23 protein-coding genes and 2 pseudogenes are annotated in these 26,243 nt (G+C 61.2%); 14 read left to right on the top strand and 11 right to left on the bottom strand.

The genetic code is table 11. The features are described 5' to 3' along the window. Positions 1–44: 44 nt before the first annotated feature. The 3 genes from AC1Q6D_RS06085 to AC1Q6D_RS06075 are packed head-to-tail and all read right to left on the bottom strand — an operon-like array spanning position 45 to position 1,608. Positions 45–317 carry an MmoB/DmpM family protein gene (locus AC1Q6D_RS06085; RefSeq protein ID WP_103404871.1) on the bottom strand — a complete coding sequence of 91 codons (273 nt, stop codon included), beginning with the start codon at positions 315–317 and terminating at the stop codon, positions 45–47. Continuing rightward, the gene (locus AC1Q6D_RS06080; protein WP_103404872.1) at positions 314–1,309 is read right to left on the bottom strand and encodes an aromatic/alkene monooxygenase hydroxylase subunit beta; all 996 of its coding nucleotides are present in this window, start codon (positions 1,307–1,309) and stop codon (positions 314–316) included. Before AC1Q6D_RS06080 ends, AC1Q6D_RS06085 begins: the two co-directional genes overlap by 4 nt. Next, positions 1,306–1,608: a phenol hydroxylase subunit gene (locus tag AC1Q6D_RS06075; RefSeq protein ID WP_103404873.1), complete on the bottom strand. Its 303-nt coding sequence runs from the start codon at positions 1,606–1,608 to the stop codon at positions 1,306–1,308. Before AC1Q6D_RS06075 ends, AC1Q6D_RS06080 begins: the two co-directional genes overlap by 4 nt. A gap of 384 nt (positions 1,609–1,992) precedes the next feature. Here AC1Q6D_RS06075 and AC1Q6D_RS06070 point away from each other — a divergent pair, with 384 nt between their 5' ends. The 6 genes from AC1Q6D_RS06070 (at position 1,993) to AC1Q6D_RS06045 (ending at position 7,843) form a co-directional block, all read left to right on the top strand. Next, positions 1,993–3,672 carry a sigma-54-dependent Fis family transcriptional regulator gene (locus tag AC1Q6D_RS06070; RefSeq protein WP_103404874.1) on the top strand — a complete coding sequence of 560 codons (1,680 nt, stop codon included), beginning with the start codon at positions 1,993–1,995 and terminating at the stop codon, positions 3,670–3,672. Positions 3,673–3,738: 66 nt separating this feature from the next. Beyond that, positions 3,739–3,966: a hypothetical protein gene (locus tag AC1Q6D_RS06065; protein WP_146041504.1), complete on the top strand. Its 228-nt coding sequence runs from the start codon at positions 3,739–3,741 to the stop codon at positions 3,964–3,966. A gap of 64 nt (positions 3,967–4,030) precedes the next feature. Then, positions 4,031–4,693, top strand: coding sequence for a glutathione S-transferase family protein (locus tag AC1Q6D_RS06060; protein WP_103404875.1), 663 nt, complete (start codon positions 4,031–4,033; stop codon positions 4,691–4,693). Between the two features lie 74 nt (positions 4,694–4,767). Continuing rightward, entirely contained in the window at positions 4,768–5,040 is a 273-nt protein-coding gene (locus tag AC1Q6D_RS06055) for a hypothetical protein (RefSeq protein ID WP_103404876.1), read from the top strand. Between the two features lie 251 nt (positions 5,041–5,291). Beyond that, a complete protein-coding gene (locus tag AC1Q6D_RS06050) occupies positions 5,292–6,668 on the top strand; it encodes a pyridoxal-phosphate dependent enzyme (RefSeq protein WP_047527915.1) in 1,377 nt (458 codons plus the stop codon). Then, the gene (locus AC1Q6D_RS06045) at positions 6,665–7,843 is read left to right on the top strand and encodes a trans-sulfuration enzyme family protein (RefSeq protein WP_103404877.1); all 1,179 of its coding nucleotides are present in this window, start codon (positions 6,665–6,667) and stop codon (positions 7,841–7,843) included. Before AC1Q6D_RS06050 ends, AC1Q6D_RS06045 begins: the two co-directional genes overlap by 4 nt. 57 nt (positions 7,844–7,900) lie before the next feature. On the opposite strand, the gene AC1Q6D_RS06040 is transcribed toward AC1Q6D_RS06045, so the two are convergent. From AC1Q6D_RS06040 to mqo, 3 genes are all read right to left on the bottom strand, one after another. Next, positions 7,901–8,470, bottom strand: a complete 570-nt coding sequence (locus AC1Q6D_RS06040; protein ID WP_256590285.1) for a nucleotidyltransferase family protein — start codon at positions 8,468–8,470, stop codon at positions 7,901–7,903. Positions 8,471–8,550: 80 nt separating this feature from the next. Beyond that, on the bottom strand, positions 8,551–9,216 hold the full coding sequence (locus tag AC1Q6D_RS06035; RefSeq protein WP_103404878.1) for a M24 family metallopeptidase: 666 nt from the start codon (positions 9,214–9,216) through the stop codon (positions 8,551–8,553). A 588-nt stretch (positions 9,217–9,804) separates the two neighbouring features. Then, positions 9,805–11,448: a malate dehydrogenase (quinone) gene (gene mqo / locus AC1Q6D_RS06030; protein ID WP_103404879.1), complete on the bottom strand. Its 1,644-nt coding sequence runs from the start codon at positions 11,446–11,448 to the stop codon at positions 9,805–9,807. A 374-nt stretch (positions 11,449–11,822) separates the two neighbouring features. On the opposite strand from mqo, the gene ilvD reads away from it, so the two are divergent. Beyond that, positions 11,823–13,505, top strand: a complete 1,683-nt coding sequence (gene ilvD, locus AC1Q6D_RS06025; protein ID WP_103404880.1) for a dihydroxy-acid dehydratase — start codon at positions 11,823–11,825, stop codon at positions 13,503–13,505. A gap of 48 nt (positions 13,506–13,553) precedes the next feature. Here the strand turns inward: ilvD and nirD are convergent, their stop codons facing one another. The 3 genes from nirD to AC1Q6D_RS06010 all read right to left on the bottom strand — a co-directional run bounded on the left by nirD (position 13,554) and on the right by AC1Q6D_RS06010 (position 18,336). After that, the gene (gene nirD / locus AC1Q6D_RS06020) at positions 13,554–13,928 is read right to left on the bottom strand and encodes a nitrite reductase small subunit NirD (RefSeq protein WP_103404881.1); all 375 of its coding nucleotides are present in this window, start codon (positions 13,926–13,928) and stop codon (positions 13,554–13,556) included. After that, positions 13,928–16,489 (bottom strand): nitrite reductase large subunit NirB, encoded by a 2,562-nt coding sequence (gene nirB, locus AC1Q6D_RS06015; protein ID WP_103404882.1) that lies wholly within the window; start codon positions 16,487–16,489, stop codon positions 13,928–13,930. The genes nirD and nirB overlap by 1 nt, the downstream gene beginning before the upstream one ends. A gap of 521 nt (positions 16,490–17,010) precedes the next feature. Further along, the gene (locus AC1Q6D_RS06010; protein WP_103404883.1) at positions 17,011–18,336 is read right to left on the bottom strand and encodes an OprD family porin; all 1,326 of its coding nucleotides are present in this window, start codon (positions 18,334–18,336) and stop codon (positions 17,011–17,013) included. 691 nt (positions 18,337–19,027) lie between these two features. Here AC1Q6D_RS06010 and AC1Q6D_RS06005 point away from each other — a divergent pair. Beyond that, the gene (locus AC1Q6D_RS06005; protein ID WP_103404884.1) at positions 19,028–19,633 is read left to right on the top strand and encodes an SCO family protein; all 606 of its coding nucleotides are present in this window, start codon (positions 19,028–19,030) and stop codon (positions 19,631–19,633) included. Next, complete coding sequence (locus AC1Q6D_RS06000) at positions 19,633–20,124, top strand: copper chaperone PCu(A)C (RefSeq protein ID WP_103404885.1); 492 nt, start codon at positions 19,633–19,635, stop codon at positions 20,122–20,124. The genes AC1Q6D_RS06005 and AC1Q6D_RS06000 overlap by 1 nt, the downstream gene beginning before the upstream one ends. 38 nt (positions 20,125–20,162) lie before the next feature. On the opposite strand, the pseudogene AC1Q6D_RS05995 reads toward AC1Q6D_RS06000, so the two are convergent. Together AC1Q6D_RS05995 and AC1Q6D_RS05990 are read right to left on the bottom strand one after the other, a co-directional pair. Then, positions 20,163–20,639 (bottom strand): annotated as a pseudogene (locus AC1Q6D_RS05995) (SAM-dependent methyltransferase); the annotation flags it as partial. Between the two features lie 29 nt (positions 20,640–20,668). Then, positions 20,669–21,546: pseudogene (locus tag AC1Q6D_RS05990) on the bottom strand (hypothetical protein). Positions 21,547–21,924: 378 nt separating this feature from the next. Between AC1Q6D_RS05990 and AC1Q6D_RS05985 the strand changes: the two are divergent. The 5 genes from AC1Q6D_RS05985 (at position 21,925) to AC1Q6D_RS05965 (ending at position 26,145) form a co-directional block, all read left to right on the top strand. Next, entirely contained in the window at positions 21,925–22,398 is a 474-nt protein-coding gene (locus AC1Q6D_RS05985; RefSeq protein ID WP_103404886.1) for a PA2171 family ribosome-binding persister protein, read from the top strand. A 304-nt stretch (positions 22,399–22,702) separates the two neighbouring features. After that, complete coding sequence (locus AC1Q6D_RS05980) at positions 22,703–23,293, top strand: amino acid synthesis family protein (RefSeq protein ID WP_047527885.1); 591 nt, start codon at positions 22,703–22,705, stop codon at positions 23,291–23,293. 42 nt (positions 23,294–23,335) lie between these two features. After that, a complete protein-coding gene (locus AC1Q6D_RS05975) occupies positions 23,336–24,169 on the top strand; it encodes an alpha/beta fold hydrolase (protein WP_103404887.1) in 834 nt (277 codons plus the stop codon). Continuing rightward, positions 24,166–25,647, top strand: a complete 1,482-nt coding sequence (locus AC1Q6D_RS05970) for an aldehyde dehydrogenase (RefSeq protein ID WP_103404888.1) — start codon at positions 24,166–24,168, stop codon at positions 25,645–25,647. The genes AC1Q6D_RS05975 and AC1Q6D_RS05970 overlap by 4 nt, the downstream gene beginning before the upstream one ends. A gap of 12 nt (positions 25,648–25,659) precedes the next feature. Next, complete coding sequence (locus AC1Q6D_RS05965; RefSeq protein ID WP_047527880.1) at positions 25,660–26,145, top strand: flavin reductase family protein; 486 nt, start codon at positions 25,660–25,662, stop codon at positions 26,143–26,145. The last annotated feature ends 98 nt before the right edge of the window (positions 26,146–26,243 follow it).

Genomic DNA, 26,243 nt, shown 5'->3' with positions numbered 1-26,243 from the left:
ACTCCCGAATTCTTGTTATGGATCAAACGGCTGTTGGCGATGGATCAGTTGTTCCAGTACAGGGAAAAACTGTCGTCCTCTTCCACGACGTTGCCGCCCAGGGTGATCACGTACATCAGCATTTCCTGAATGTCCCAGACGCTGCCGGTCAGCGCCTCGACCGTCTCGCGGCGGATATCCAGCCGGCCCTGGGCTTCAATGCGGATCATCGAAGGCTGGTGCTGGATCTCGGCATGGGGGTTGTCCTGGACGATGGCGTCGACGATCGAGCGCGCGTAGTCGGTGTCCTGCAGGTTCATGTAAACGAGGGAAGTCATGCTTGGGCTCCTGTCAGGCCGAGTTTTTTCAGGCGCGAGTCGAATTCGCTGCACACCGTATCCAGCGCCGATGGATCGAGCCCCAGGGCCGCCAGCGCTTGCAGCGCCTCGACCGAGCGATGGCTCCAGTGATCGACCCAGCCTTGCACCAGCACCTTGTTGGCGGCGCTTTCGTTGACCACGGTCTTGAGCAGGGCATCGACCCAACGCTGGCTCTCGGCGAACCACAGGCGCATGAATTCGGTCAGCATGCCGACCTGGCCGGCGCCGTTGGCCGTCAGCTGTTCGTCGAGTTTGTGGAACAGCAGCGGGTACACCAGGCCGTCGCTGACCAGGTTTTGCGCCACGGTCAATTCGAACCAGTCGCGCACCACCAGGGTGTCCTCGACGTAGCGGCGCATGCCTTGCCATGCCGGGTCTTTGAGCCACTGTTGCTTGGCCTGGGCCAGCAGCAGGACATCGCCGTCGTCGAGCATCAGGCCGATGCGCGACAGGTACTGGGCGATGCCCAGGCGGTCCATGGCCTGGAACATGTGCATCTGGGTCACGCTGGTGCCAAAGCCATCGGCGGCGATGTTGCTGTTGTTCATGTTGGCGCCCATCTCGGCGTGGCGCAGCGGCAACAACAGCGTGCTGATCAACTGGACATTGGCGCCGGACAGACCGGCGAGCATGTCGCGCTTTTCGCAGAACGCGTAATCGTGCTCGGCGTTTTCCTGCATCTTGGCCCGGGCCTGGACGTAGGCCCCGTAGTAGTACTGGCGCGGGTCGCTGACGGCGTACCAGTCGGCCATGACCACCGCCGTGCGGGTGGCGTCGTTGAGCAACTTGTCTGGCTGCCACAGCGGCCGGTAATGGAAGTTGGTCGCCGACTCCAGGTCGAAACTGGCTTCCTGATAACGGCTGGCCACCTTGTCGCCAAAGCGGCGACGGGTGTGGCTGAAGGTGTTGCGGATCGTCTCGACGGTCGTCGTCTTGATCTCGACACTCATGGAGTGGACTCCTGTGGTTTTTGTTGTGTTGGGGGGGCGGCGACCTGATCAGCGTCGCGGGTTTCGCCGTAGCGCCACTTCTGCGCATCGGCGTCGAGGGCCTCGGACATCTGGGCGTCCATGTGCTGCACCCGGTTGTTTTCGCAAAACTGCCGGAACGCCTGATGCGGCATTACCAACTCGACAAACAGGTCGGGATAGCCGATGGCGAAATCGAATTCGACGAAGGTGGCGTCAGGCTCGCTGCGTACACGGATGTAACGCGGCATCTGATCGAAAGTGCTGCCAGGTTGGCTCATGCTCGGGTACTCCCTTGTTATGGTCGGGGTACGGAGCAACAAGGGTGCCAGCGACGAAAAATCGTTCGAAATCGATTTTTTATTTGTTTAAAAACAAACAGTTAAACGCACGCACCGACCACCAGGCAGAGTTCAAGAGCGGCTGCCGGACAAGACCTCGGCAGCGGCAAATTGATCATTTGATCAATCGTCCCCGGCCCCTTCGAGCAAATGAGCGATCATCCGGCGATTGACTTTTGGTCCGCTTTCAGGCCGCTTAGAAAAAGAAAAAGCGACCTTGCCTTGCCTGAAAAACCGAGGTCGCTACGATGCCTGGAACAATCCGCCAAAAGCCTGAGCGGACCGCATCGCCACCCCAATAACTACAAATCAGGGGCGCACTGAATGATCACCACGTACAAGGCTACCCAGCACCCGCCGTCGCTCAAGGACCTGAGCGACCAGGTTCGCTTTCTCGGCAGCGAAGGGAAAATCTGGCTGGATGAACAACGCATGTTGTTGATCCAGGTTTCGATGATGGCATCGTGCAGACGCGAGTTGATCGAGATGCTCGGCGTCGAGCGCGCCAAGGGATTTTTCCTGCGCCTGGGCTATCAGTCCGGGCTCAAGGATGCGGAGCTGGCGCGCAAGTTGCGGCCCCAGGGCAGTGATGTGGACATGTTCTTCACCGGCCCCCAACTGCACTCGCTCAAGGGCATGGTCAACGTGCGCCCGCAGACCATCGACATCGATCTGGAGAACGGCCAGTTCTACGCCGATATCGAATGGCAGGACTCCTTTGAAGTGGAAAACTGCCGGACCGAGAACCTCCACTCCGATCAGCCGGTGTGCTGGATGCTGCTCGGTTATGCCATCAGCTACAGCTCGTTTTTCCTCGGCCGGCAAATCATCTACAAGGAGGTCAGTTGCCGCGGTTGCGGCGACACGCATTGCCGGATCATCGGCAAGCCCGCCGAGCAGTGGGATGACGCCGAAGAGATCATGCGCTACTTCCAGAGCGACCCGATCATCGATGAACTGCAAGCGCTGCAGGTGCAAGTGGCCAACATGCGCCAGCGCTTGCAGATTGAAGCCGGCAAGTTCTACGGCATCGGCCAGTCGGCGGTGTACCGCAGGACCTGCGCACTGATCGACAAGGTGGCCCTGGGCAAGGCCTCGGTGCTGCTGTTGGGCGAGACCGGCGTGGGCAAGGAAGTCATCGCCCGCAGCCTGCACTTGCGCAGCGAACGGGCCGGCGGGCCCTTTGTCGCGCTGAACTGCGCCGCCATCCCGCCCGACCTGATCGAAGCCGAACTGTTCGGCGTGGAAAAAGGCGCCTACACCGGTGCCCAGCAATCGCGCATGGGGCGTTTCGAGCGGGCCAACGGCGGCTCGCTGTTCCTCGATGAAATCGTCGAATTGACCCCGCGTGCGCAAGCCACGCTACTGCGGGTCTTGCAGGAAGAGGAGCTGGAACGGGTCGGTGATTCGCAGACCCGCAAGGTCGACGTGCGGGTCATCACCGCGACCCACGAAGACCTGGAAAACGCGGTCAAGCAAGGGCGTTTCCGGGCGGACCTGTTCTACCGTCTGAACGTGTTCCCGGTGCGCATTCCGGCCTTGCGCGAACGCCGCGAAGACATCCCGCTGCTGATCGATCACTTCCTGGAAAAACTCCATGCCAGCTACAAGAAAAAAACCCTGGGCCTGTCGGACCGGGCGCTGCAGGTGTGCCTGCACTACGACTGGCCCGGCAATATCCGCGAGCTGGAAAACCTGATGGAGCGCGGCGTGATCATCACCGATGAGAACCAGAGCATCACCGTCGACGCCCTCTTCCCGCATTCACCGCAACTGGCCGAAAGCATTGGCCTGGCCAGCGATGGACGCCTGGTCAAATCGGCGCTTGCCAGCGACCAGGACTGGATCGACACCATCATCGACAGCGGTATCGGCCTGGACGGCGTGGAGGATGCGTTGATTCAGGCAGCCATGGAACGCAGCCAGCACAACGTCTCGGAGGCGGCCCGCCTGCTGGGCCTGACCCGGCCCGCGCTGGCGTACCGCCTGAAAAAGTCCCCCTAGACTTACAACAGCGACCGCGTGTCGTTGACGAAGAAGCGGCTCTGATCAACGTCGAGGCCGCCTTCGGTGTTCGACTGGCCATTGCGCAGCGAGAAACCGACGTTCCTGAACGTGTCCGCTGCCCTGGGGGTGTTCCCGGTGATTTCTTATCGTTATTCGGTTTTTTCGCCGCCAACTTCCGCACGCACGAGGGCGCGCCCGATGAATGGCCATGGGTATCAAGGTTGGGAAGTGACGGATGGCGCTGTTGGCGGCTGGCGCTCGGCGAAACGCTTAAAACATTTCAAGGCGTGACAGAGGCGTGTTGCCGGACCCTGGCCAATACTGCAAGGGTCGCCCTGCAAGCCGGAGCTGAAAGATGCCGCTGACTCTTTACTACCATCCGCTGTCGTCGTACTGCCACAAAGTGCTGGTCGCGCTCTACGAACAGGCCATCGAATTCGAAAAGAAAATCATCGACCTCACCAGCGAGGCGGACCGCTCAGTGCTCCAGGCGCTCTGGCCGCCGTGCAAGTTCCCGGTCATCCGCGATCACGCGCGCCAGCGCAACCTGGCGGAGTCGAGTGTCATCATCGAGTACCTGGACCACTTCCATGCTGGCCGGCACCCGCTGATTCCCGTTGATTGGGACACCGCGCTGGAAGTGCGCCTGTGGGACCGCTTCTTCGACCTTCATGTGCAGACCCCGATGCAACAGATCGTAGCCGATCGCCTGCGTGGGACCCATGGCGACCTGACCCGCGAGCGCGCCGCGCTGATGACCGCCTATGGCATGCTCGAGCGCCAGTTGACCGGTCGCACCTGGGTGGCCAGCCCGGACTTCAGCCTGGCCGACTGCGCCGCCTGCCCGGCCCTTTTCTATGCCAGCACCTTGCTGCCGTTTCCCGCGGACTGCCGGCACTTGCAGGGGTATTTCGAACGGTTGACCCAGCGGCCGTCGTTCCAGCGGGTCATCGACGAAGCCCGGCCTTACTTTTCGCTCTATCCGTTTGCCGAGGCCATCCCGGAGCGGTTTCGCTAGCCGCTGCCGGGCATTGGCCCGCCCCTTGCTTTGGCTGATGGTGCGCATCGGCACAATCGGCAGCGGAGGTAGACATGGGGGCGCAAGCATGGGTGGCAGTATTCATCCTTGCCGTGGCAGGGGTGATCGTCCTGGCGACGTTGTCGGCCACGTCATTGCTGAGCTCGACAACGTCCACGGTCATCGGCATTGCCGAGCAGGTCGCCACGGACATTCAGCTGCTGGCCGCTCTGGCGCTGAATCCGGCGCAGACGATAATCATGATCGCCCTACAGGCCACAGGCCTGGCGACGATCACGCCGTTCATGCAGGCGTTGAACCTGGTCATGATCGCGGCAACCCTGTAGACGACGAATCCTGCGGTAAAACCAACGCCCGAGCGCAGTTCCCCTCTCCCCCCAAAAACCGCCCAAACACAGGAATTTCCCCCACAGTCGGGGACCGTTGACACGCGCAGACGACATGACCGACTGGCCGCCTCAGGTTGCGGCAGAGGCAATCCCGGCCTATGGTCCAAACGAAGATTTGCCGCAAATGGTGCGATGACGCGCCGCTGGTTTCTGTCTTTCCAGTGCGAATTTCCACAGGAGGTGACGACATGCCAAACGACTCCCGCCCCGCCGTACTCGAACTGATCGGCAACACGCCGCTGGTGCGTGTCAGCCGTTTCGATACCGGCCCGTGCACCCTGTTCCTCAAGCTTGAATCGCAGAACCCCGGTGGGTCGATCAAGGACCGTATCGGGCTGGCGATGATCGATACCGCCGAACGCGATGGTCGCCTGCAGCCCGGTGGCACCATCGTTGAAGCCACCGCCGGCAATACCGGTCTCGGCCTGGCCCTGGTCGGTCGCGCCAAGGGATATAGGGTGGTGCTGGTGGTGCCGGACAAAATGTCCACGGAAAAAGTCCTGCACCTCAAGGCCATGGGCGCCGAAGTGCACATCACCCGCTCCGACGTCGGCAAGGGCCATCCCGAGTACTACCAGGACGTCGCCGCGCGGCTGGCACAGGACATCCCCGACGCCTTCTTCGCCGACCAGTTCAACAACCCCGCCAACCCACTGGCCCACGAGTGCAGCACCGCCCCGGAGATCTGGGCGCAGACCCAGCATGATGTGGACGCCATTGTGGTCGGCGTCGGTTCGGCCGGCACGCTGACCGGGCTGACGCGTTTCTTCAAGCGGGTACAGCCGGACCTGGAGATGGTGCTGGCTGACCCGGTCGGTTCAGTGATGGCCCAATACAGCCGCGATGGCACCCTGCCGACGCCCGGCTCCTGGGCGGTGGAAGGCATCGGGGAGGACTTCATTCCTTCGATTGCCGACCTTTCCAGTGTGCGCCACGCCTACTCGATCAGCGACGAGGAAAGCTTCGATCATGCCCGGCAACTGCTGCGCGCCGAAGGCATCCTCGGCGGCTCCTCGACCGGTACGTTGCTGGCCGCGGCGCTGCGATACTGCCGCGAGCAGACCGAGCCGAAACGGGTGGTCAGCTTCGTCTGTGACACCGGCACCCGCTACCTGTCGAAGGTCTACAACGACCAGTGGATGTCCGATCAGGGCCTGCTGCAGAGCAAGCGCTACGGCGACCTGCGCGACGTGATCGCGCGGCGTTTCGAAGATGGCCGGGTGATCAGCGTCGGCCCCGATGACACCCTGCTCACCGCCTTCCAGCGCATGCGCCTGGCGGATGTGTCGCAACTGCCGGTGCTGGTCGATGGCCAGCGGCTGATCGGGGTGATCGACGAGTCCGACATTCTGTTGCGTGTGCACCAGGACGCCTCGCAATTTCGCCTGACCGTGGCCGGCGCGATGACCGACAAACTGCAAACCCTGCCGCCCGGCGCCAGCCTGGCCGAGCTGCAGGCAGAGCTCGACCGCGGCCTGGTGGCCATCATCGCCGACGCGTCGGGCTTTCATGGCCTGATTACCCGGTTCGACATGCTCAATCACTTACGGAGATCCCTAGCATGAGTCAGCACGATAAAGACGCCGCGCCACAGGGCTTCGCCACCCGGGTGATCCACGCGGGACAGGCGCCGGACCCTTCCACCGGGGCGCTGATGCCACCCATTTATGCCAACTCCACCTATTTGCAGCAAAGCCCCGGCGTGCACAAAGGCCTCGACTACGGACGCTCGCACAACCCGACGCGCTGGGCACTGGAGCGTTGCGTGGCCGATCTCGAAGGGGGCACCCAGGCCTTCGCTTTCGCGTCCGGGCTGGCAACGATCTCCACCGTACTGGAGCTGCTCGACGCCGGCTCGCACGTGGTCTCGGGCAATGATTTGTACGGCGGGACCTTCCGCCTGTTCGACAAGGTGCGCCAGCGCAGCGCCGGGCATCGTTTCAGCTTCGTCGACTTGACCGACCTGGCGGCGTTCGAAGCGGCACTGCAAGACGATACCCGGATGGTCATGGTCGAGACGCCGAGCAATCCCCTGCTGCGCCTGTCCGACCTCGCCGCCATCGCCCGAATCTGCCATGCACGGGGCATTATCTGCGTGGCCGACAACACCTTTGCCAGCCCGTATATCCAGCGCCCGCTGGAGCTGGGTTTCGACATCGTGCTGCACTCGACGACCAAGTACCTCAACGGCCACTCCGACGTGATTGGTGGTATCGCCGTGGTCGGGCAGAACGCCGAACTGGCCGAGCGCCTGGGCTTTTTGCAGAACGCAGTGGGCGCGATTGCCGGCCCGTTCGACGCCTTTCTCACCCTGCGCGGGGTCAAGACCCTGGCGCTGCGCATGGAACGTCACTGCAGCAATGCGCTGGAGCTGGCGCAATGGCTGGAGCGCCAGCCACAGGTGGCGCGCGTCTACTATCCGGGCCTGGCGTCGCACCCGCAGCACGAGCTGGCGCGGCGACAAATGCGCGGTTACGGCGGGATGATTTCGCTCGACCTCAACACCGACCTGGCCGGTTCCAGGCGGTTCCTCGAAAACGTGCGGATCTTTGCCCTGGCCGAAAGCCTGGGGGGTGTGGAAAGCCTGATCGAGCACCCGGCGATCATGACCCACGCCACCATCCCCGCCGACACCCGTGCACAGTTGGGTATCGGCGATGCGCTGGTGCGCTTGTCCGTGGGGGTCGAAGATGTCGAAGACCTGCGTGGGGATCTGGCTCAGGCGCTGGCGCGGATCTGAAGTCGCCGGCAGAGGTTCGATGGAGGCGCTGCCAGTGCTTCTCGCCTGCGCAACGGGTCACGGACTATCAGGTTCAACGATCCTGAGCCAGGGCCAGCGCGCCTGATAACTTTTCGCCTTCTGCGCGAACAGCTCCGGCTTGGGATTCTTGCGATTGATACGCAGCAGGCCGTGCTCGGTGTCGGCCAGGCCGTTGGGTGCATAGAGCTCGCCGGTTTCAACATCCAGACCGATGCAGGTGCCGGCGATCAGGTAACGATCGATTCCGTCCCTGGCCGACTGAAGCTGAGGATAGGCACCGCCAAACCGCTGGCCATACCACAGGTGCACGCGAGCCTGGTTCCTGATCTCGACGTTGGCGTCCAGGTCCCGGAACAGACGCTGCGCGCACTGAATGACCTCATTCTCGGCCTCCCAGGACAGATCCTCGTCGAAGTAGAAAACGTCGTAGTCCTTCACGCCCCATGCGGCCGGCCACTGCGCCTGATGGTTCCATACAGCCTGGAACAGGCAACCGGCCGTGAGCATGCACTCGGACAAACCCAGTGCAGGCAAACGTGCGGTCAATTCAGCGTTGATGGGGTTGGTCATTGCAATGCTGACCAGGCTTTCGACAGTCAATGTCATGTGCTTCGTCCCTTGTAAATCGCTCCAGTGCTGGCCAGCGACAATAGCGCAATTTCCCGGGACGCCGCTTCACTCGACGGTCAAATCAGCAAATCCTCATAGAACGCGCCGAAGGGACGCTCGGGATGGGCGATCTGGATTTCCAGAATCCACAGGCCGGTATTCGGGCATTGATCCAGATCCCCGAGGTCGCCACCCCGGTAGATCGCATGGGGAAAATCGCTGACCCGGTGACCCTTGATGTCCAGATTGAGCCTCCAGCCCATGGCCGTTGCCTGAGCGGCGGCATAGTCATAAAGCGCCACGCCGGACACCCGCTCGCTGCGCCAAAAGCTTTCGACCCGGTCAAACAGATCCTTGGCCGCCGCCGCACAGGCGATCATTTGCGGATCGGAACCGGTGGTGAATGTTGCGCCGGCATCCCCTTCGTGGCCCTGCCAGACCACGCCCATGTCGATGAAGAAAATGTCCTCTTCGCCCAATTGCGGGTCGCCATCGGAACGCTGCTTGAACGTCTTGAGCGTATTGGCACCGAAGCGCACCAGCAGTGGATGCCAGATTCGATCCATGCCCAGTTCGGACAACACCTGCTTGCCGAGCAACTGCGCCTCGGACTCGCGCATGCCCGGAGTGATGACGCGGGCAATCTGATCGATCGCCTTCCAGGTCATTTGCTGCGCATGGCGCATCGATTCCAGGTCGTAACGTTCGCCTACCGCTTCTTTACCACTCAGGGCCATGGTCATGAGTCATTCCTTGTTTAAGACCGCGCACGTGATCGCTGTATACATTTTTATATTGCGATATTCAAGATCAAGGCAGGGGGTCATGACCTGGCAGCGTTAAACCGGTGAAATAGTGGCCAGCACGCCGATCAGGATCGTCAGTATCAGAAAGCCACCGAGAAAAAATGCCATCTTGCCCATAAGTCTTCCTCCAGCTTGAAAGTACGGTGCAATCACGGCGGCGACTGCCGACCGTACCGTTATTGTGGCGCGCCAGCTGAGTACGTTACAGAGGCAGAAAGCGCAGAAAAATACGGATCAGATCAAAGTCCGCCCAGAACAAGGCTCTGCACGCGAGCCCGGTAAACGCACAACCTGCGGGTGGCGATGGACTCCAGTGCGCCGCGTTTAACCAGGCCACACGCGTTATCGTTAACGATCATCGCTGCGATGCGGCGACCCGACAGGCCAGCTCCTACAGGTATTGCCCTGCCGCAATGCCATTAAAAACCCAAAGAAAAGCCCGCTGACCGTCACCGGTTCAGCGGGCTTTCTTTATCGCGGATCAGCTCATCCGGGCGTCCCGTTCACAACGACGGGACCTGCGGATCACAACGCCATATCCGTCGAGGCGTTCTCCTTTGGCGCCTTCGGCTTTTCAGCCTCGACAGCCGGAGCAGCAACCTGACCGATCACCGGTGGCGGAGTCAGTTCCAGCACCTTGGCGGTGTAGGCCCACTCTTGCGCCACTTTCTCGGGGCTGGCATTGAGCGCGGTGCCGTAGCTCGGCACGATCTGGTGCAGCTTCTCTTGCCAGGCCGGGGTCGCGACCTTGTCCTTGAAGACTTTCTGCAGTACCGACAGCATGATCGGTGCAGCGGTCGAAGCGCCTGGCGATGCGCCCAGCAGGCCGGCGATGGTGCCGTCCTGGGAAGCGACGATCTCGGTGCCCAGCTTCAGCACGCCACCGGCGGCTTCATCACGCTTGATGATCTGCACGCGCTGGCCCGCTTGCCACAGGCGCCAGTCTTCGGCCTTGGCGTTCGGGAAGTATTCCTTCAGGGCATTGAGGCGGTCTTCATCCGACAGCATCAACTGACCGGCCAGGTACTCGACCAGCGGGTATTCCTTGATGCCGACCTTGGTCATTGGCCACACGTTGTGCGTGGTCGTGGTGGTCAGCAGGTCCAGGTACGAACCTTCCTTGAGGAACTTGGTCGAGAAGGTCGCGAACGGGCCAAACAGGATCACGCGCTTGCCGTCCAGGACGCGGGTGTCCAGGTGCGGAACCGACATCGGCGGTGCGCCAACGGAGGCTTTGCCGTAGGCCTTGGCCAGGTGTTGCTCGGCGATGGCCGGGTTTTCGGTCACCAGGAACGAGCCACCCACCGGGAAGCCTGCGTATTCCCTGGCTTCAGGAATGCCGGACTTCTGCAGCAGGTGCAGGGCACCGCCGCCAGCGCCGATGAACACGAACTTGGCGTCGGTTTCGGATTGGCTGCCGTCTTTGAGGTTTTTGTAGCTGACGCGCCAGCTGCCGTCTGCGTTCTTGGTGATGTCCTGCACTTCGCTGGACAGCTTCAAGTCGAATTTCGGCGTGGTTTGCAGGTGAGCCACGAATTGACGCGTGATTTCGCCGAAGTTCACGTCGGTGCCGATCGGAGACCAGGTGGCCGCGACTTTCTGGTTCGGGTCGCGCCCTTCCATCATCAGCGGAACCCACTTCTTGATCACCGCCGGGTCTTCGGAGTACTGCATGCCGGCGAACAGCGGGCTCGCTTGCAGGGCTTCGTAGCGCTTTTTCAGGAACTTGATGTTGTCATCGCCCCACACAAAGCTCATGTGCGGCGTGGAGTTGATGAACGAACGCGGGTTTTTCAGCACGCCTTGCTGAACCTGCCAGGCCCAGAACTGACGGGAGATCTGGAAAGCTTCGTTGATTTCAACGGCTTTCGGGATCGAGACTTTGCCGTTCTCGTCTTCCGGGGTGTAGTTCAATTCAGCCAGGGCGGAGTGACCGGTACCGGCGTTGTTCCAGCCGTTGGAGCTCTCCAGGGCGACGCCATCGAGACGCTCGATCATTTCCATCGAGGTACCGGGTTCCAGCTCATTGAGCCAGACGCCAAGGGTCGCACTCATGATGCCGCCACCAATCAGCAGCACGTCGACTTTCCTGGCTTCTTCGGCCTGGGCCGTCGTCATCCCCAACGACAGGGCCAGCCCCAGCAGGGCCGTGTTCACTTTTTTAAACATCTGTAGCACCTATGATAAAACGCAATCCGCCCTTCCAGCTTCACTCACGAGCCTTGATTTACGGCATTCAGGCAGGCTGCCGCAGGTTCTCGCGCATGACATCCGGAGGGTGGGCACACAAGGCCGACTGTATCGACCCCAGTTATATGTCCCTTCTGAACTGACTTTTTATCTTTTTTGGCTTCAGCTACTTGAGCGACAGTGATTCCGTTCGCCCGTCTCAAGGACAGGAAAACCGAATAGGTCAAACCAAGTTGGCGCGAAGAATATCACGACACGGCAAACCCGCGGTTGATGGATCAGCAGGCGCCAGGCTTGCGGTGCAGGGGCGACTATACTCACTGGTCATCCGTTGAGCCTGTGAGGAACCGCCCATGAGCGATAAAGACGATCTGCGCAAACACTCCTCTCAAGTCATCGACGGCGTGGAGGCCGCACCCGCCCGCGCCATGCTGCGTGCAGTGGGCTTCACCGACGAAGACTTCAAGAAACCGCAAATCGGCATTGCCTCCACCTGGGCCATGGTCACACCTTGCAACATGCACATCGACAAACTCGCGATCGAAGCCGAAAAAGGCGCGAATGCCGCCGGTGCCAAGGGCGTGATTTTCAACACCATCACCATTTCCGACGGCATCGCCAACGGCACCGAAGGCATGAAATATTCGCTGGTGTCCCGTGAGGTGATTGCCGACTCCATCGAGGTGGTGGCCGGTTGCGAAGGCTTCGACGGACTGGTGACCCTGGGCGGTTGCGACAAGAACATGCCGGGCTGCCTGATCGGCATGGCGCGGCTGAACCGGCCGTCGATCTTCGTCTATGGCGGCACCATCCGCCCCGGTGCCGGGCACACCGACATCATTTCCGTGTTCGAGGCCGTGGGCCAGCACGCGCGCGGCGATATCAGCGAGATCCAGGTCAAACAGATCGAGGAAGTGGCCATTCCCGGCCCCGGGTCGTGCGGCGGCATGTACACCGCCAATACCATGGCGTCGGCCATCGAGGCGCTGGGCATGAGCCTGCCCGGTTCCAGCTCCCAGGACGCCATCGGCAGCGACAAGGCGTCGGACAGTTTCCGGGCCGGCCAGCAGGTCATGGAACTGCTCAAGCTTGACCTCAAACCGCGCGACATCATGACCCGCAAGGCCTTCGAAAATGCCATCCGCGTGGTGATCGCCCTCGCCGGCTCGACCAACGCCGTGTTGCACCTGTTGGCCATGGCCCATGCGGTCGATGTCGAACTGACCCTCGATGACTTCGTCGAGCTGGGCAAGGTTTCTCCCGTGGTCGCCGACCTGCGCCCCAGCGGCAAATACATGATGAGCGAACTGGTGGCCATCGGCGGCATTCAACCCTTGATGAAACGCATGCTGGCAGCCGGGATGCTGCATGGCGATGTGCTGACCGTCACCGGCAAGACCCTGGCCGAAAACCTCGCGCACGTCCCCGACTACCCGGCCGGCCAGGACGTGATCCTGCCCTTCGACCAACCGGTCAAGAAGGACTCGCACCTGGTGATCCTGCACGGCAATCTCTCGCCCACCGGTGCCGTGGCCAAGATCACCGGCAAGGAAGGCCTGCGCTTTGAGGGCACGGCACGGGTCTACCACGGCGAAGAAGATGCGCTGGCGGGCATCCTCAACGGTGAAGTGCAACCTGGCGAAGTGATCGTGATCCGTTACGAAGGCCCCAAGGGCGGGCCGGGCATGCGCGAAATGCTCTCGCCGACCTCGGCGGTGATGGGCAAGGGATTGGGCAAGGAGGTGGCGTTGATCACCGACGGCCGTTTCTCCGGCGGCTCACACGGTTTTGTCGTGGGGCATATCACGCCCGAGGCGTTTGACGGCGGGCCGATTGCGCTGGTCGAAAACGGTGACAACATCACCATCGACGCCGAAACCCGACAGATCACGGTCGATGTGCCGGATGCCGAACTGGCCGAACGCAAGAGCCGTTGGGTGCGGCCGGAGCCGAAGTACAAACGCGGGGTGTTGGCCAAATACGCGAAGACCGTGTCCAGCGCCTCTGAAGGCGCCGTCACGGACAAATACCTCTAACGCTGGCAAGTCGGATCGCCGCGCCGCAACGCTCACAAAAGTGTGTTGTCAGGCCACCCCGACCTCCACGACCCCATCATTCAACCGCACCGGCCAGACCCGCAGACGCTGTTGCGGGTACTCCAGGCAGGTGCCGTCCTCCAGGCGGAAATGCTGCTTGTAGATCGGCGACGCCACCACCAGATCGCCCTTGAGGCTGCCGACCAGGCCGCGACCGATGACATTGGCCCCCGATTGCGGGTCGTGATTGTCAATGGCGTAGAGGTTTTTGCCCTCGACGCCCGGCAGGTAGAACAGCGCCACTTGCGCGCCGTCCAGCCACACCACCACACCGGAGTCATTCACCAGATCCTGTTGGCTGCACACCGATTGCCAGACAGCTGACGCACCGGTTTCAACGCGTTGGGTATTGGACTGAGTCATCAGACAGTCTCCTCGGTAACAGGGATCAGGTTGAGTTCGGCCGCCATGATCGGCCGGCGTTGACCACGTTCCTGGACAAAGTGAATGTCCGGGTCCGGGCGTTTATCGTTGACGAAGGTGCGGAAGCGCTTGAGCTTTTCCGGGTCCTTGAGGGCGTTGGCCCACTCACATTCATAGCGGTTGACCACCAACTGCATCTGCGACTCCAGTTCAGCGCCCAGGCCCAGGCTGTCGTGGAGGATCACATCCTTGAGGTAATCCAGGCCGCCCTCCAGGCTTTCGCGCCAGACCGAGGTGCGCTGCAGTTTGTCGGCGGTGCGGATGTAGAACATCAGGAAGCGGTCGATGTAGCGGATCAGGGTCGCGTCGTCCAGGTCGGTGGCGAACAACTCGGCGTGACGTGGACGCATGCCTCCGTTACCGGCGATGTAGAGGTTCCAGCCTTTCTCGGTGGCAATCACGCCGACGTCCTTGCTTTGCGCCTCGGCGCACTCGCGGGTGCAACCGGAGACGGCGAACTTGAGCTTGTGCGGCGAACGCAGGCCCTTGTAGCGATCCTCGAGGGTCAGGGCCATTTGCACACTGTCCTGCACGCCGTAGCGGCACCAGGTGCTGCCGACGCAAGATTTCACCGTACGGGTCGATTTGCCGTAGGCGTGGCCAGTTTCGAAACCGGCTTCGATCAACTCGGCCCAGATGTCCGGCAACTCATGCAACTGGGCGCCGAACAGGTCGATGCGCTGGCCACCGGTGATCTTGGTGTAGAGGTCGTATTTCTTCGCGACGACGCCTATGGCAATTAGCTTGTCGGCGGTGATCTCGCCGCCGGGAATGCGCGGCACCACCGAGTACGTGCCGTTCTTCTGCATGTTGGCCATGAAGGTGTCGTTGGTGTCCTGCAACGGCACCAGCGACGGGTCCATGATCGGCTGGTTCCAGCACGAGGCGAGGATCGAGCCCACGGCCGGCTTGCACACGTCGCAACCGGTGTGACCCCGGCCATGTTTGGCCAGCAGTTCTTCGAAGGTGATCACCCCTTCCACCCGAACCAGCGCATACAGCTCCTGGCGGGTGTAGGCGAAGTGTTCGCACAGGCTCTTGTCGACACTGACGCCCCGGGCGGTCAACTCATGCTCGAACACTTGCTTGAGCAGACCGGCGCAACCGCCGCAGCCGGTACAGGCCTTGGTCTGTGACTTGAGCAGGCCGAGGTCGGTGCAACCGCCGTCGATGGCCGAGCAGATGGCGCCCTTGGTCACGTTGTGGCAAGAGCAGATCGTCGCCGCTTCCGGCAAGGCGCCCGGCCCCAGGGTCGGCGCGCCTTCGGACGACGGCAGAATCAGCGCGGCCGGTTCGGACGGCAAGGCAATCGCGTTCTGCATGTATTGCAGCAGGGTGTCGTAGTAGCTGTTGTCGCCGATCAGCACCGCACCCAGCACGCGCTTGCCGGTGGCGTCCACCACCAGGCGCCGGTAGCCGGCGCTCGTCTCGTCAATGAACTGATAGCTGCGGGCACCCGGCGTATGGGCGTGGGCATCGCCGATGGAGCCGACGTCGACGCCCAGCAGTTTGAGCTTGGTCGACATGTCGGCGCCCTGGAACGGCTCGGCCACGTCATCGCACAGCCGCGCGGCGACGCTGCGCGCCATTTGATAGCCGGGCGCGACCAGACCGAACAGGCTGCCATTCCAGGATGCGCACTCGCCGATGGCATAGATGTTCGGGTCGCAGCTCAAGCAGGTGTCGTCGATCACCACGCCACCGCGGGGGCCGATCTCCAGCGCACATTGGCGAGCCAGCGCATCCTGGGCGCGAATACCGGCGGAGAACACCACCAGGTCGGTTTCGAGAAATTCGTCGTTGGCAAAATTCATCCGATAGCGGTAGTCCTCACCGGCGCTGATCGATTGCGTGGCGCGGGACAGGTGCACGCCGACGCCCAGGCGTTCGATTTGTGCCTTGAGCGCCAGGCCACCCAGATCGTCCAGTTGCACCGGCATCAGGCGCGGGGCGAACTCCACGACGTGGGCTTCAAGGCCCAGGCGCTTGAGCGCGTTGGCCGCTTCCAGACCGAGCAGGCCACCGCCGACCACGACGCCGCGCCGGGCATTGGCCGCCGCCGCTCGAATGGCATCGAGGTCTTCGAGGGTGCGATAGACCAGGCGCGAATCGCCTTCAGCGCCTTCAATCGGCGGCACAAAGGGGTAGGAGCCGGTGCCCAGGACCAGTTTGTCGTAGCTGACACACCCTTGCGCGGTGATGACCTGACGACGCTCGCGGTCGATTTCCAGCACCGGCACACCCAGGTGCAGGGTGACGCCGGGCGTCTGGTACAACGATGCATCGCTCAGCGCCAACGACTCGGCGTCGCGGCCGGAGAAGTATTCGGAAAGGTGCACACGGTCGTAAGCGCGCATCGGCTCTTCGCTGAAGACGTGCAAGCGATAGCGATCAAGGGCTCCGCGCTCGATCAACTGTTCCACACAATGATGTCCGACCATGCCGTTGCCGATCACGACCAGCGTTTGCAGCTTGTTCAACGTGGCTACATTGGAATTCATAAACGACACCTGCCAAAGCCAATCACGGTAAAAAAAAGCAAAAAAAAACGCCTGAAACCTTGCGGTTCCAGGCGTCTTTGCCTGTTCTTTTGCGGTGTTGAAACCAGACGGCTATGCCTGATCCACCGATGTAGCCCACGACCTGTGCGGCCAGTCGATCGTCGTTGACCGAGAGGGCTGTCCCTCTTTTTCAGATGGACTTGAGGGGATTAATGCAGCCTTTGTGCCAGTGGGTGACGGATGCTGTGCGCGACAGGCGAAACGGGTCCATCACGCGCTGGAAATGGCCTTGTAAGGGTGGGCCAGAGGCGTTCCCGGCAGGATGGAAGCGTTCCGACGGCGGGTGACACATGACGCTGGAACACCTGGAAAATCGCCTCGCACTGGTGCACGTCGTCAGCCACGGCGCTTTAAAAGTGCACCCAGGGAAGCGCTTGTACAAACAAAACGGCCAGCTTCAGCAGGGCTGAAACTGGCCGTCAACGCGGTGCGCCCTTCGGGCCTGACCGGCGGTCTTGCGCTTAGAAAATCGAGATCGGGTAATCCACGATCAGACGGGTTTCGTTGTAATCCCCTTCCGCCTGATCGGCGTTACCGCGGTGCCAGGCTTGACGCACCCGCATCGACAAGTCTTTGGCTGGACCGGTCTGCACCACGTATTTGGCTTCGAAGTTGGTTTCGTGGTGCTTGCCGTCAGAGCCATAACCATAGGCCTGGTAGGCGCTGCCGACCGGCATGTGGGTGCCGTCGATATTGTCGCCGTTCAGGTAGCGCGTCATAAAGCTCAGCCCCGGCACGCCATAGGCCGCCATGTTCAGGTCGTAACGGGCCTGCCAGGATTTTTCGCCAGGACCGTTAAAGTCAGAGTACTGAACCGAGTTGGCCAGGAAGATGGAGTCGGCCAAATCACCCGACTTGTTATTGCCAACGGCCACATAGTCAAACGGCGTGTCGCCGTGAACTTTCTGGAACGCCAGTGTAACGGTGTGAGCACTCAGGAAAGAGTACGCCGCAGCCATCGACCAGGTGGTGTTGTCGATGGCGCCGGCTTTGGATTGGCCGGAATCGAGGGTGCGGTAGATATTGAAGTCCAGGTTCAGTGACTGATCGGCAGTGAACGGGATCGTGTAGTTGGCATTGCCATAGTATTGGTGCCAGACGTCTTTGAGGTCCGACGCAAACAAGCTCATGGACAAGTTGTCGGTCAGCGTGTACTTGCCGCCGAGGTAGTCAATACTCTTGGCCGCCACGTTTGCATAACCGGCATACAGGTCATGGCTATTGTTGGTTGTGGTCGAACCGTTACTGGCGGTGAAATGCCCGGCGTCGAGGTTCAACCCTTCGATTTCGCTGCTCAACAAGTTGAAACCGGTCGCCGTTTGAGGCGTGGCACGAGTGCCCGCCGTGGCCAGGACCGGGTTGTTTGGCTGCAAGTTGCCATAGTGCAGTTCAGTCTTGGAGAACCGGGCCTTGATCGACGCGCCTGCGCTGCTGAAGTCATCCTTCGGCCGGCCGTTGCTGTCGACCGGCAAGTTGCCGGAGTCCGCATTGCCTTTGCCACCGTCCAGCTTCACCCCCCAGTACCCGTAGGCATCCACCCCAAAGCCGACGGTGCCTTGGGTGAAGCCGGAGGTGAAGTTGCCTTGTGTCACTTGCAACCAGTCCTGTTTGTCGCCCGCCGTATTCTTACCGTCACGATCAAAATAAAAGTTGCGAAGTAGGAGGTTCAAACTGCTGCCTTCAACAAACCCCTTGGCAGTCGCCTGGTCTTCCACACCAGCGGCCGACGCTAGTTGAGTAACACCCAGTGAGACAGCCAGCGCCACCAAATTCCACTTCAAAGACATTGTTCGTTCCCCTGTTTTTTAATAGAACTGCCTCGTCTCTCAATGCGCAGAAAGCAGGGCATCCCCTGAAGTCGGGCGGTCAAAAGCGAACAGTCGTAAGTCAATGGCAGATAAGAAAAAAGCTCTAAGTCGCAATCTTTTGATCGCGCAGAGTGATACACCGTTTTATAACGGTTTATTTTTTATTACATGGCAGGCCCTAAGGCGAAAAACTTATAACACTTTCGCGCCGAAACATTGATCCGGTTTCCCGTGAAAGTAATTATCAATTCCTGCAACAATTCAGGCTTATTACAAGCAGATGCCTTAGTCGCTTTGAGCGGGCTCGTTATATAGCCGAAACGGCCCGGCATTTGAGCTTGACTCAAATATCCAACACTGAAGGCACCGCGAAAAAGAAGTAGACAAACACGCCGAATCCATCGGCTAGTACCCGCCCGTTAAAACTGTTGAGTCGTTGTCGTCATCGGGATCTCCGACCATCAATCGTGCACGGTGGTGCATCTGCACTGTGCCCCCAAAGGCGCGTTTAGCCGGGTTGTGAACGGCTGACCGCGACCATTTGGCGCATGACCGGCGGGCGACCGATTGAGCGCCACAGGGCAACAGTTTGTTAACATCCACGCGCTTTTTTTCGCCTGATACGTCAGGCACTGTGGTTTTTCAGTGGTGACACAGGAAGCTTTTTTCCATGAGTACGTTGTATACCCGTCGCACCGTCCTGCAAGGCATGGGCCTGCTGAGCCTTGGCCTGCTCGCCGGCTGTGATGACAGCAACAAGCTGTCGTTCAAGTACGGCAAGGATCTGAGCGACAAGATCATGGGGCGTAACTTCAAGCTCAAGGACGCCCAGGGCGAGACCCGGATGCTCGGCAGCTACCGTGGCCTGATGCCGATGATCTTCTTCGGTTTCACCCAATGCCCTGCGGTGTGCCCGACGACACTGGCCCGCGCCGCCCAGGCCAAGAAGCTGATGGGCCGCGACGGCGAACGCCTGCAAGTGATCTTCATCACCCTGGACCCCGAGCGCGATACCCCGCAAATGCTCGACAAATACGTCAAGGCCTTCGACCCGAGTTTCGAGGCGCTCTATGGCAGCCTGGAAGAAACCGCCGCCACCGCCAAGGAGTTCGGCGTGTTTTATGAAAAAGTCCCGAGCGGCGACACCTACACCCTCTCCCACACCGCGACCAGCTACGTCTTCGACTCCAGGGGCAACTTGCGCCTCGGGCTGTCCGCGTCCCTTACCGCAAAAGAGTGCGCAGAAGACCTGCTCACCGTCATGGAGGTCTGCTGATGACTTCGTTGTACGCAAAGCGTTTTAAACAACTGGCCCTCGGCCTGTCCCTGATCGGCATGGCCTGGCAAGCGTCGGCGCAAACCCTGGTCAACGACGCCTGGGTTCGCGCGACGGTGGCCGGCCAGCCATCGACCGGGGCCTTCATGACCCTGCAGGCGGACACCGATAGCAAACTGCTGAGCGTACAGTCGCCCGTCGCCAGGACCGTGCAAATCCACCAGATGAGCATGAAAGACGACGTGATGAAAATGGGTCAGGTCGAGTCCGTCGAGCTGCCGGCCGGCAAACCGGTGAGCCTCGATCCGGGCGGCTACCACGTCATGTTGATGGACTTGAATGCCCAGGTTCAGGAAGGCAGCAAAGTGCCGCTGACCCTGGTCGTGGAAAACGCCAAGGGCGAGAAAGAAACGATCAACGTCGAAGCTGAAGCCAGGGCGCTGGGCACCATGGATCACAACAAGATGATGGACCACAGCAAGATGCATTGATCTGCTGACCGCCTCCCCCCCGAGGCGGCTCATGGTCACGCGTCGCGTCGGGCGCGGGCGACGATCAACGCGCCGACGCCGGCACCACAACCGATGTCCACCACGCGCCGCACAGGCTCGAAACACTGCTGCAAATGCGCTTCGATCAACCGGGCAAAGCGGTAGCTGTCGGGACCGAAAAACACCGAGTCGGCCTGGGTCGTCGGGTACGCCGAATGGGCGAACAGCAATCCTTCCAGGGTTGACCAGCGCACAGTACTGCGCCATAGCGAGCCCTCCCTTTCGACGATGCCTGCCTGCTCCAGCGCCGCCAGTGCCTCCGTCGCAAACAACCGGTGATCGAACGGCATCGACCCACCGAAAACATCGCGCAGGTCTTTTGCCAGCGGTGTCGCCAGGCGCTGAAGAACCCTTTGGTGGGTCAACGGGGTCGGGGTGACGAAACGATAATGCTCGGCGAGCAGGCGCCTGCCCCACTCCAGTAAGCCTTGATCGGCGTTTTGTTGTGCTGACATGTGGCGCTCCTTGAGTCAGTGCAAAGGGGTCAGCGCAGACGGGTACGCAATTCAATGAAGCGTCGAGAGGCGTAGAGCCCGGCCGGACGGCAATGACGTTGCGCCGAGGGCCACGGAATCAACGACTCAAGCTGTTGCCGTGGCGATTGCTCGCTCAGGGTGTCCTGCAATGCCTTGAGTTCCGGATCATCTGCCCACCCGGCGTCGGTGTGGTTCTCGTCGTGCTTGCGACGCAGTGATGGCTGACGTTTCGGGTCTTGCCAGTCACCGGCCATCCAGTCGCGCAGCAGTTGCTTCTCGTATCCACTGAACACGCCGAACATGGCGGCGGTGCTGCCTTCGATCAAATTCCAGAAGCGACTTTCCTGTGGTGGACAATGGCGCTTGATCCAACCCTTGCGCTCCAGTGCGCCGAGAAAGTCCTCCACCTGCCCGGCCGCCGACAGCCACTCGTTCACGGTCCTGCCCTCGATCCGACAGTAATCGGAATGCATGTGCTGACCGGACCGTCGAACCGTTGGTCCTGCCAGCCATCCACCACCCCCTCCAGCCAGGCGCCATCGACCTCTTTGGTCGGCGCTACCCGTTGCAGGAAATACAGCGCGTGAGCCTTATTCTGAAAATAGCGCCGTGCGCCGCCCTGCTGGCGCTCCTCGATGTACCGGGCATAGTCGCGTGCCACCTCGGCACAATGCCGTTCGGCCCATGCCGACAATTGCTCCGGCGTTTCGGGCAAGTCACAAGGCAGCTCAGCGGCGCGGGCCAGTTGTTGGTGCAGTAAGGTTTCCGCCCTTGATTCGGCATCGGAAGCCTTGCTGTACAACACGCCGTAGAGGTCGCGGCACCGTTCATGACTTGAATCAGTCAGTGTCGAGGATGTGCCGGACAAAAGTGTGAACACGGTCATGAGGTCATTCTCCTGGGCCATGCATTTCGACTGCCCCTGACATCCAGTGGCGATTAAACGAAACGCTGCTCGTTGAACAGGAGATTTGTCCGGCTACGAAAAATCCCATCGGCTTTCCCAGGCCATGGACCGGTGGCAATACAGAAAGCTGCGCCAACACCTTCGCCCCAGTGCACCTGTCCGCGATTTGCAATGCCGGCACGACAGCGCTCGGGCAAGCTGCATGAGGCTTTTCGCCACTTCCTGCGCCAAATCATTGATCTCAATGGCGTTTTTCGCGCAACCAGATTGGCACAGCTCATGCTCCTGTCCTGGGGCAACCACAGAGATTGCCGGCAACGACCGGTCCTGACTTCCCGTGACAGCAGAGGCTGAACCATGAACGCCATCGACATTCTGAAAGCCGACCATGAACGAGTAAAAGCCATCCTGACCCAGCTGAACGACTCCACCGAGCGCGCGGTAAAAAAACGCGCCGAGCTGATTGGCAAGCTGGAAATGGAGATCACCCTCCACACCAAGCTTGAAGAAGAAATTCTCTACCCGGCCTACAAAAAAGCCGGCGGTAAAGAACAGGAAAAAATGTACTACGAGGCGAAGGAAGAGCACCGCACGGTCGACTCCCTGGTGCTGCCTGACCTGAAGGCCACAGACCCGGCCAGCGTGGAGTTTTCCGGACGCGCCAAGGTGGTCAAGGAGTTGCTTGAGCATCACATCGAAGAAGAAGAAACGGAGATGTTTCCTCAGGCCAAAAAACTCTTGGGCAAAGCGCAACTGGATGAACTGGGGGCACAAATGGAGTCGATGAAGGCTTCTTATAAGAAGTCGCTCGGCGACGGCATGGCGGCCTGATCACTGACCGGCCATACATTGAAGCCTGACGCGGGCCCTTCGACGCCGCGCTCAGGCTTCGTCGCGTAACGTCACCGTTAACTTCAACGCATTGCCCAACGCAGCGCCGCAATCGCCTGCCACCGATCGGCATGGCAAGGATATGGCTGCTCCCCTTTTTCAACTGTTCAAGACCGGCATCCGATCAATGGCTGGCGGGTTTGCGCACCTTCCGACCAGAAACTCCATTCAGGGTCTTGCGCTTACGGTATTATGGTATACCATCAGACGCACAGACACTTTTCACTCTGAAATGGAGCCGCTCATGAGTTTTGAAATCCGCAAGATCGTCAGCTACATCGAAGAAACCTTTATCGAAGGCGGCAAGGCCAGTGATAAGCCTGTGACCATGGTCGGGCTGGCCGTGGTGATGAAAAACCCTTGGGTGGGCAACGGTTTTGTCGAAGACCTGAAACCGCAAATTCGCGCCAACTGCTCCGACCTTGGCGCCATGATGGTTGAACGCCTGGTGGGCCTGATCGGCGGTGCCGAGAAGATCGAAGCCTACGGCAAGGCTGCCGTGGTCGGCGCCGACGGCGAAATCGAACACGCCTCGGCCGTGATCCACACCCTGCGCTTTGGCAACCATTACCGCGAAGCCGTGAAAGCCAAGAGCTACCTGAGCTTCACCAACAAGCGCGGCGGCCCGGGCACCTCGATCCAGATCCCGATGATGCACAAGGACGATGAAGGCCTGCGTTCGCACTACATCACCCTGGAAATGCAGATCGAAGACGCGCCGCGTGCCGACGAAATAGTCGTCGTCCTGGGTTGCGCCGATGGCGGCCGCCTGCACCCACGCATCGGCAACCGTTACATCGACCTGGAAGAACTGGCGGCCGAAAAAGCCCAGTAAGACGGTCGGTCACTACAACAAGAAGGTTTGCAGGAGCGCTCCATGATTCGGCTCACCGCTGAACTCACCCCGGCTGGCACCAGTTACCTGGCGACCGGCCAAGGCCAGCCCGTGGTCTTGATCCACGGCGTGGGCCTGAATAAAGAAATGTGGGGCGGCCAGATCGTTGGCCTGGCCTCCCAGTACCGGGTCATCGCCTACGACATGCTCGGTCATGGCGCCAGCCCGCGCCCGGAAAGCGGCACGCCCCTGCTCGGCTATGCCGACCAGTTGCTGGAGCTGCTCGATCACCTGCAATTGCCCAAGGCGGCGGTGATCGGTTTTTCCATGGGCGGGCTGGTGGCACGGGCCTTTGCCCTGCATTACCCGCAACGCTTGCAAAGCCTGGTGGTGCTCAACAGCGTGTTCAACCGCAGCGCTGAACAGCGCGCCGGGGTGATCGCCCGCACCAGCCAGGCCGCCGAGCATGGACCGGACGCCAACGCCGAAGCGGCGTTGTCGCGCTGGTTCAGCCGCGAATACCAGGCGGCCAATCCGGCGCAGATCGCCGCGATTCGCCAGACGCTGGCAGGCAATGACCCCCAGGGCTACCTGACCACCTATGAGCTGTTTGCAACCCAGGACATGTACCGCGCCGAGGACCTGCCCGGCATCCAGGTGCCGACCCTGATCGCCACCGGAGAACTGGACCCTGGCTCGACGCCGGAAATGGCCCGGCAACTGGCCGAGCGCATTCCCGGCGCGGCAGTTGCCGTCCTCGCCGAGCAGCGGCATATGATGCCCGTAGAATCGCCGCGCCTGGTCAACCAGCTGTTGCTGGAGTTTCTCGATAAAGCGCACTCCCGACCAAACCAAATCAAGGGGATCGTTGCATGACACTCGCACGCTTCCAGATGTGCATCGGCGGTGAATGGGTCGATGCCCTGTCCGGCAAGACCTTCGAAAGCCTGAACCCGGCCCTGGCCGAACCCTGGGCCGAACTGCCCGATGCCGACGAAGCCGACGTCGAGCGCGCCGTGCAGGCCGCGCAGAGTGCTTTCGACAGCCCGGCCTGGCGTGGCCTGACCGCCACCGCCCGCGGCAAACTGCTGCGGCGCCTGGGCGACTTGATCGCCGAAAACAAGGAACAACTGGCGCAGCTGGAAAGCCGCGACAACGGCAAGCTGATCCGCGAAACCCGCGGTCAGGTCGGCTATCTGCCGGAGTTCTTCCACTACACTGCAGGCCTGGCCGACAAGCTCGAAGGCGGCACCCTGCCGCTGGACAAGCCGGACCTGTTTGCCTACACCGTGCATGAAGCCATGGGCGTGGTCGCCGCGATCATTCCGTGGAACAGCCCGCTGTACCTGACCGCGATCAAACTCGCCCCGGCCCTGGCGGCGGGCAACACCATCGTGATCAAGCCGTCCGAACATGCCTCGGCGACCATTCTGGAGCTGGCGCGCCTGGCCCTCGAAGCCGGGATTCCGCCGGGCGTGGTCAACGTCGTCACCGGTTATGGCCCAAGCACCGGCGCCGCCCTCACCCGCCATCCGCTGATCCGTAAAATCGCCTTCACCGGCGGTGCGGCGACGGCGCGGCATGTGGTGCGCAGCAGCGCGGAGAACTTCGCCAAGCTGTCCCTGGAACTGGGCGGCAAATCCCCGAACATCATTTTCGCCGACGCCGACCTCGACAGCGCGATCAACGGTGCCATCGCCGGGATCTACGCCGCCTCCGGACAGAGCTGCGTATCGGGTTCGCGCCTGTTGGTGCAGGACGAGATCTACGACGAATTCGTCGGGCGCCTGGTGGAGCGCGCCCAGCGCATCCGCATCGGCAACCCGCAGGAAGACAGCAGCGAAATGGGCCCGATGGCCACGGCGCAGCAACTGGCGGTGGTTGAAGGCCTGGTCGCCGATGCCATTGCCGAAGGTGCAAAGCTGCGCCTGGGCGGCAAGCGTCCGCAGAATCTCGGAGACGGCTGGTTCTATGAGCCGACCTTGTTCGAATGCGACCGCAACTCGATGAAGATCATGCAGGAAGAAGTCTTTGGCCCGGTGGCTTCGGTCATCCGTTTCAAGGACGAAGCCGAAGCCCTGGCGATCGCCAACGACTCGCAGTTCGGCCTCGCCGCCGGCATCTGGACCCGCGACCTGGGCCGTGCCCATCGCCTGGCCCGTGACGTGCGTTCGGGGATCATCTGGGTCAACACCTACCGCGCGGTTTCGGCCATGGCGCCGATCGGCGGGTTCAAGAACAGTGGCTATGGACGCGAAAGCGGCATCGATTCGGTGCTGGCCTACACCGAGCTGAAAACGGTGTGGATCAACCTTTCCCAGGCGCCAATGCCTGACCCGTTCGTGATGCGCTAGGAGTCCAGAGAAATGATCGAACCCGGCATTTACAAAGACGTGATGAGTTCGTTTCCGTCCGGCGTCACGGTGGTCACCACCCTGGACCCCGACGGTGGCATCGTCGGCATCACCGCCAGCGCGTTCAGTGCGCTGTCGATCGATCCGGCGCTGGTGCTGTTCTGCCCCAACTATGCCTCGGACACCTACCCGGTGCTGCGCGACAGCAAGCAATTCGCGATTCACTTGCTGTCCGCCGACCAGACCGCCGAAGCCTATGCCTTTGCCGGCAAAGGCAAGGACAAGGCCAAAGGCATCGACTGGCACCTGAGCGAACTTGGCAACCCGCTACTGGCCAAGGCCACGGCAATCATCGAGTGCGAACTGTGGCGCGAATACGACGGCGGCGATCACGCCATCATCGTCGGCGCGGTGAAGAACCTGATTTTGCCCGCGCAACCGGTGACGCCGATGGTCTACCACAAAGGCAAGCTGGGGCCGCTGCCCGCGCTGGGCTGATGCTTCACACCCCCCCCTGTAGGAGCGAGCCTTCTCCGGGCGGCGCTCCGACGATGGTCGAGAACGATAACGCGTGCTGCCTGACAGCCCTTGGCGTT

Source organism: Pseudomonas sp. MT92, assembly GCF_058792515.1.
This window is presented reverse-complemented; position numbering and strand designations above follow the sequence as displayed.

Excerpts from the sequence above, each read along its gene's own strand:
- AC1Q6D_RS06060 (WP_103404875.1), top strand. The coding sequence starts at position 4,031 with ATGCCGCTGACTCTTTACTACCATCCGCTGTCGTCGTACTGCCACAAA.
- AC1Q6D_RS06070 (WP_103404874.1), top strand. The coding sequence starts at position 1,993 with ATGATCACCACGTACAAGGCTACCCAGCACCCGCCGTCGCTCAAGGAC.
- AC1Q6D_RS05980 (WP_047527885.1), top strand. The coding sequence starts at position 22,703 with ATGAGTTTTGAAATCCGCAAGATCGTCAGCTACATCGAAGAAACCTTT.
- AC1Q6D_RS05965 (WP_047527880.1), top strand. The coding sequence starts at position 25,660 with ATGATCGAACCCGGCATTTACAAAGACGTGATGAGTTCGTTTCCGTCC.
- mqo (WP_103404879.1), bottom strand. The coding sequence starts at position 11,448 with ATGTTTAAAAAAGTGAACACGGCCCTGCTGGGGCTGGCCCTGTCGTTG.
- AC1Q6D_RS05970 (WP_103404888.1), top strand. The coding sequence starts at position 24,166 with ATGACACTCGCACGCTTCCAGATGTGCATCGGCGGTGAATGGGTCGAT.
- AC1Q6D_RS06040 (WP_256590285.1), bottom strand. The coding sequence starts at position 8,470 with ATGACATTGACTGTCGAAAGCCTGGTCAGCATTGCAATGACCAACCCC.
- AC1Q6D_RS06080 (WP_103404872.1), bottom strand. The coding sequence starts at position 1,309 with ATGAGTGTCGAGATCAAGACGACGACCGTCGAGACGATCCGCAACACC.
- AC1Q6D_RS06035 (WP_103404878.1), bottom strand. The coding sequence starts at position 9,216 with ATGACCATGGCCCTGAGTGGTAAAGAAGCGGTAGGCGAACGTTACGAC.
- AC1Q6D_RS05985 (WP_103404886.1), top strand. The coding sequence starts at position 21,925 with ATGAACGCCATCGACATTCTGAAAGCCGACCATGAACGAGTAAAAGCC.
- AC1Q6D_RS05975 (WP_103404887.1), top strand. The coding sequence starts at position 23,336 with ATGATTCGGCTCACCGCTGAACTCACCCCGGCTGGCACCAGTTACCTG.
- AC1Q6D_RS06085 (WP_103404871.1), bottom strand. The coding sequence starts at position 317 with ATGACTTCCCTCGTTTACATGAACCTGCAGGACACCGACTACGCGCGC.
- AC1Q6D_RS06005 (WP_103404884.1), top strand. The coding sequence starts at position 19,028 with ATGAGTACGTTGTATACCCGTCGCACCGTCCTGCAAGGCATGGGCCTG.
- ilvD (WP_103404880.1), top strand. The coding sequence starts at position 11,823 with ATGAGCGATAAAGACGATCTGCGCAAACACTCCTCTCAAGTCATCGAC.
- nirB (WP_103404882.1), bottom strand. The coding sequence starts at position 16,489 with ATGAATTCCAATGTAGCCACGTTGAACAAGCTGCAAACGCTGGTCGTG.
- AC1Q6D_RS06010 (WP_103404883.1), bottom strand. The coding sequence starts at position 18,336 with ATGTCTTTGAAGTGGAATTTGGTGGCGCTGGCTGTCTCACTGGGTGTT.
- nirD (WP_103404881.1), bottom strand. The coding sequence starts at position 13,928 with ATGACTCAGTCCAATACCCAACGCGTTGAAACCGGTGCGTCAGCTGTC.
- AC1Q6D_RS06000 (WP_103404885.1), top strand. The coding sequence starts at position 19,633 with ATGACTTCGTTGTACGCAAAGCGTTTTAAACAACTGGCCCTCGGCCTG.
- AC1Q6D_RS06045 (WP_103404877.1), top strand. The coding sequence starts at position 6,665 with ATGAGTCAGCACGATAAAGACGCCGCGCCACAGGGCTTCGCCACCCGG.
- AC1Q6D_RS06055 (WP_103404876.1), top strand. The coding sequence starts at position 4,768 with ATGGGGGCGCAAGCATGGGTGGCAGTATTCATCCTTGCCGTGGCAGGG.
- AC1Q6D_RS06075 (WP_103404873.1), bottom strand. The coding sequence starts at position 1,608 with ATGAGCCAACCTGGCAGCACTTTCGATCAGATGCCGCGTTACATCCGT.
- AC1Q6D_RS06050 (WP_047527915.1), top strand. The coding sequence starts at position 5,292 with ATGCCAAACGACTCCCGCCCCGCCGTACTCGAACTGATCGGCAACACG.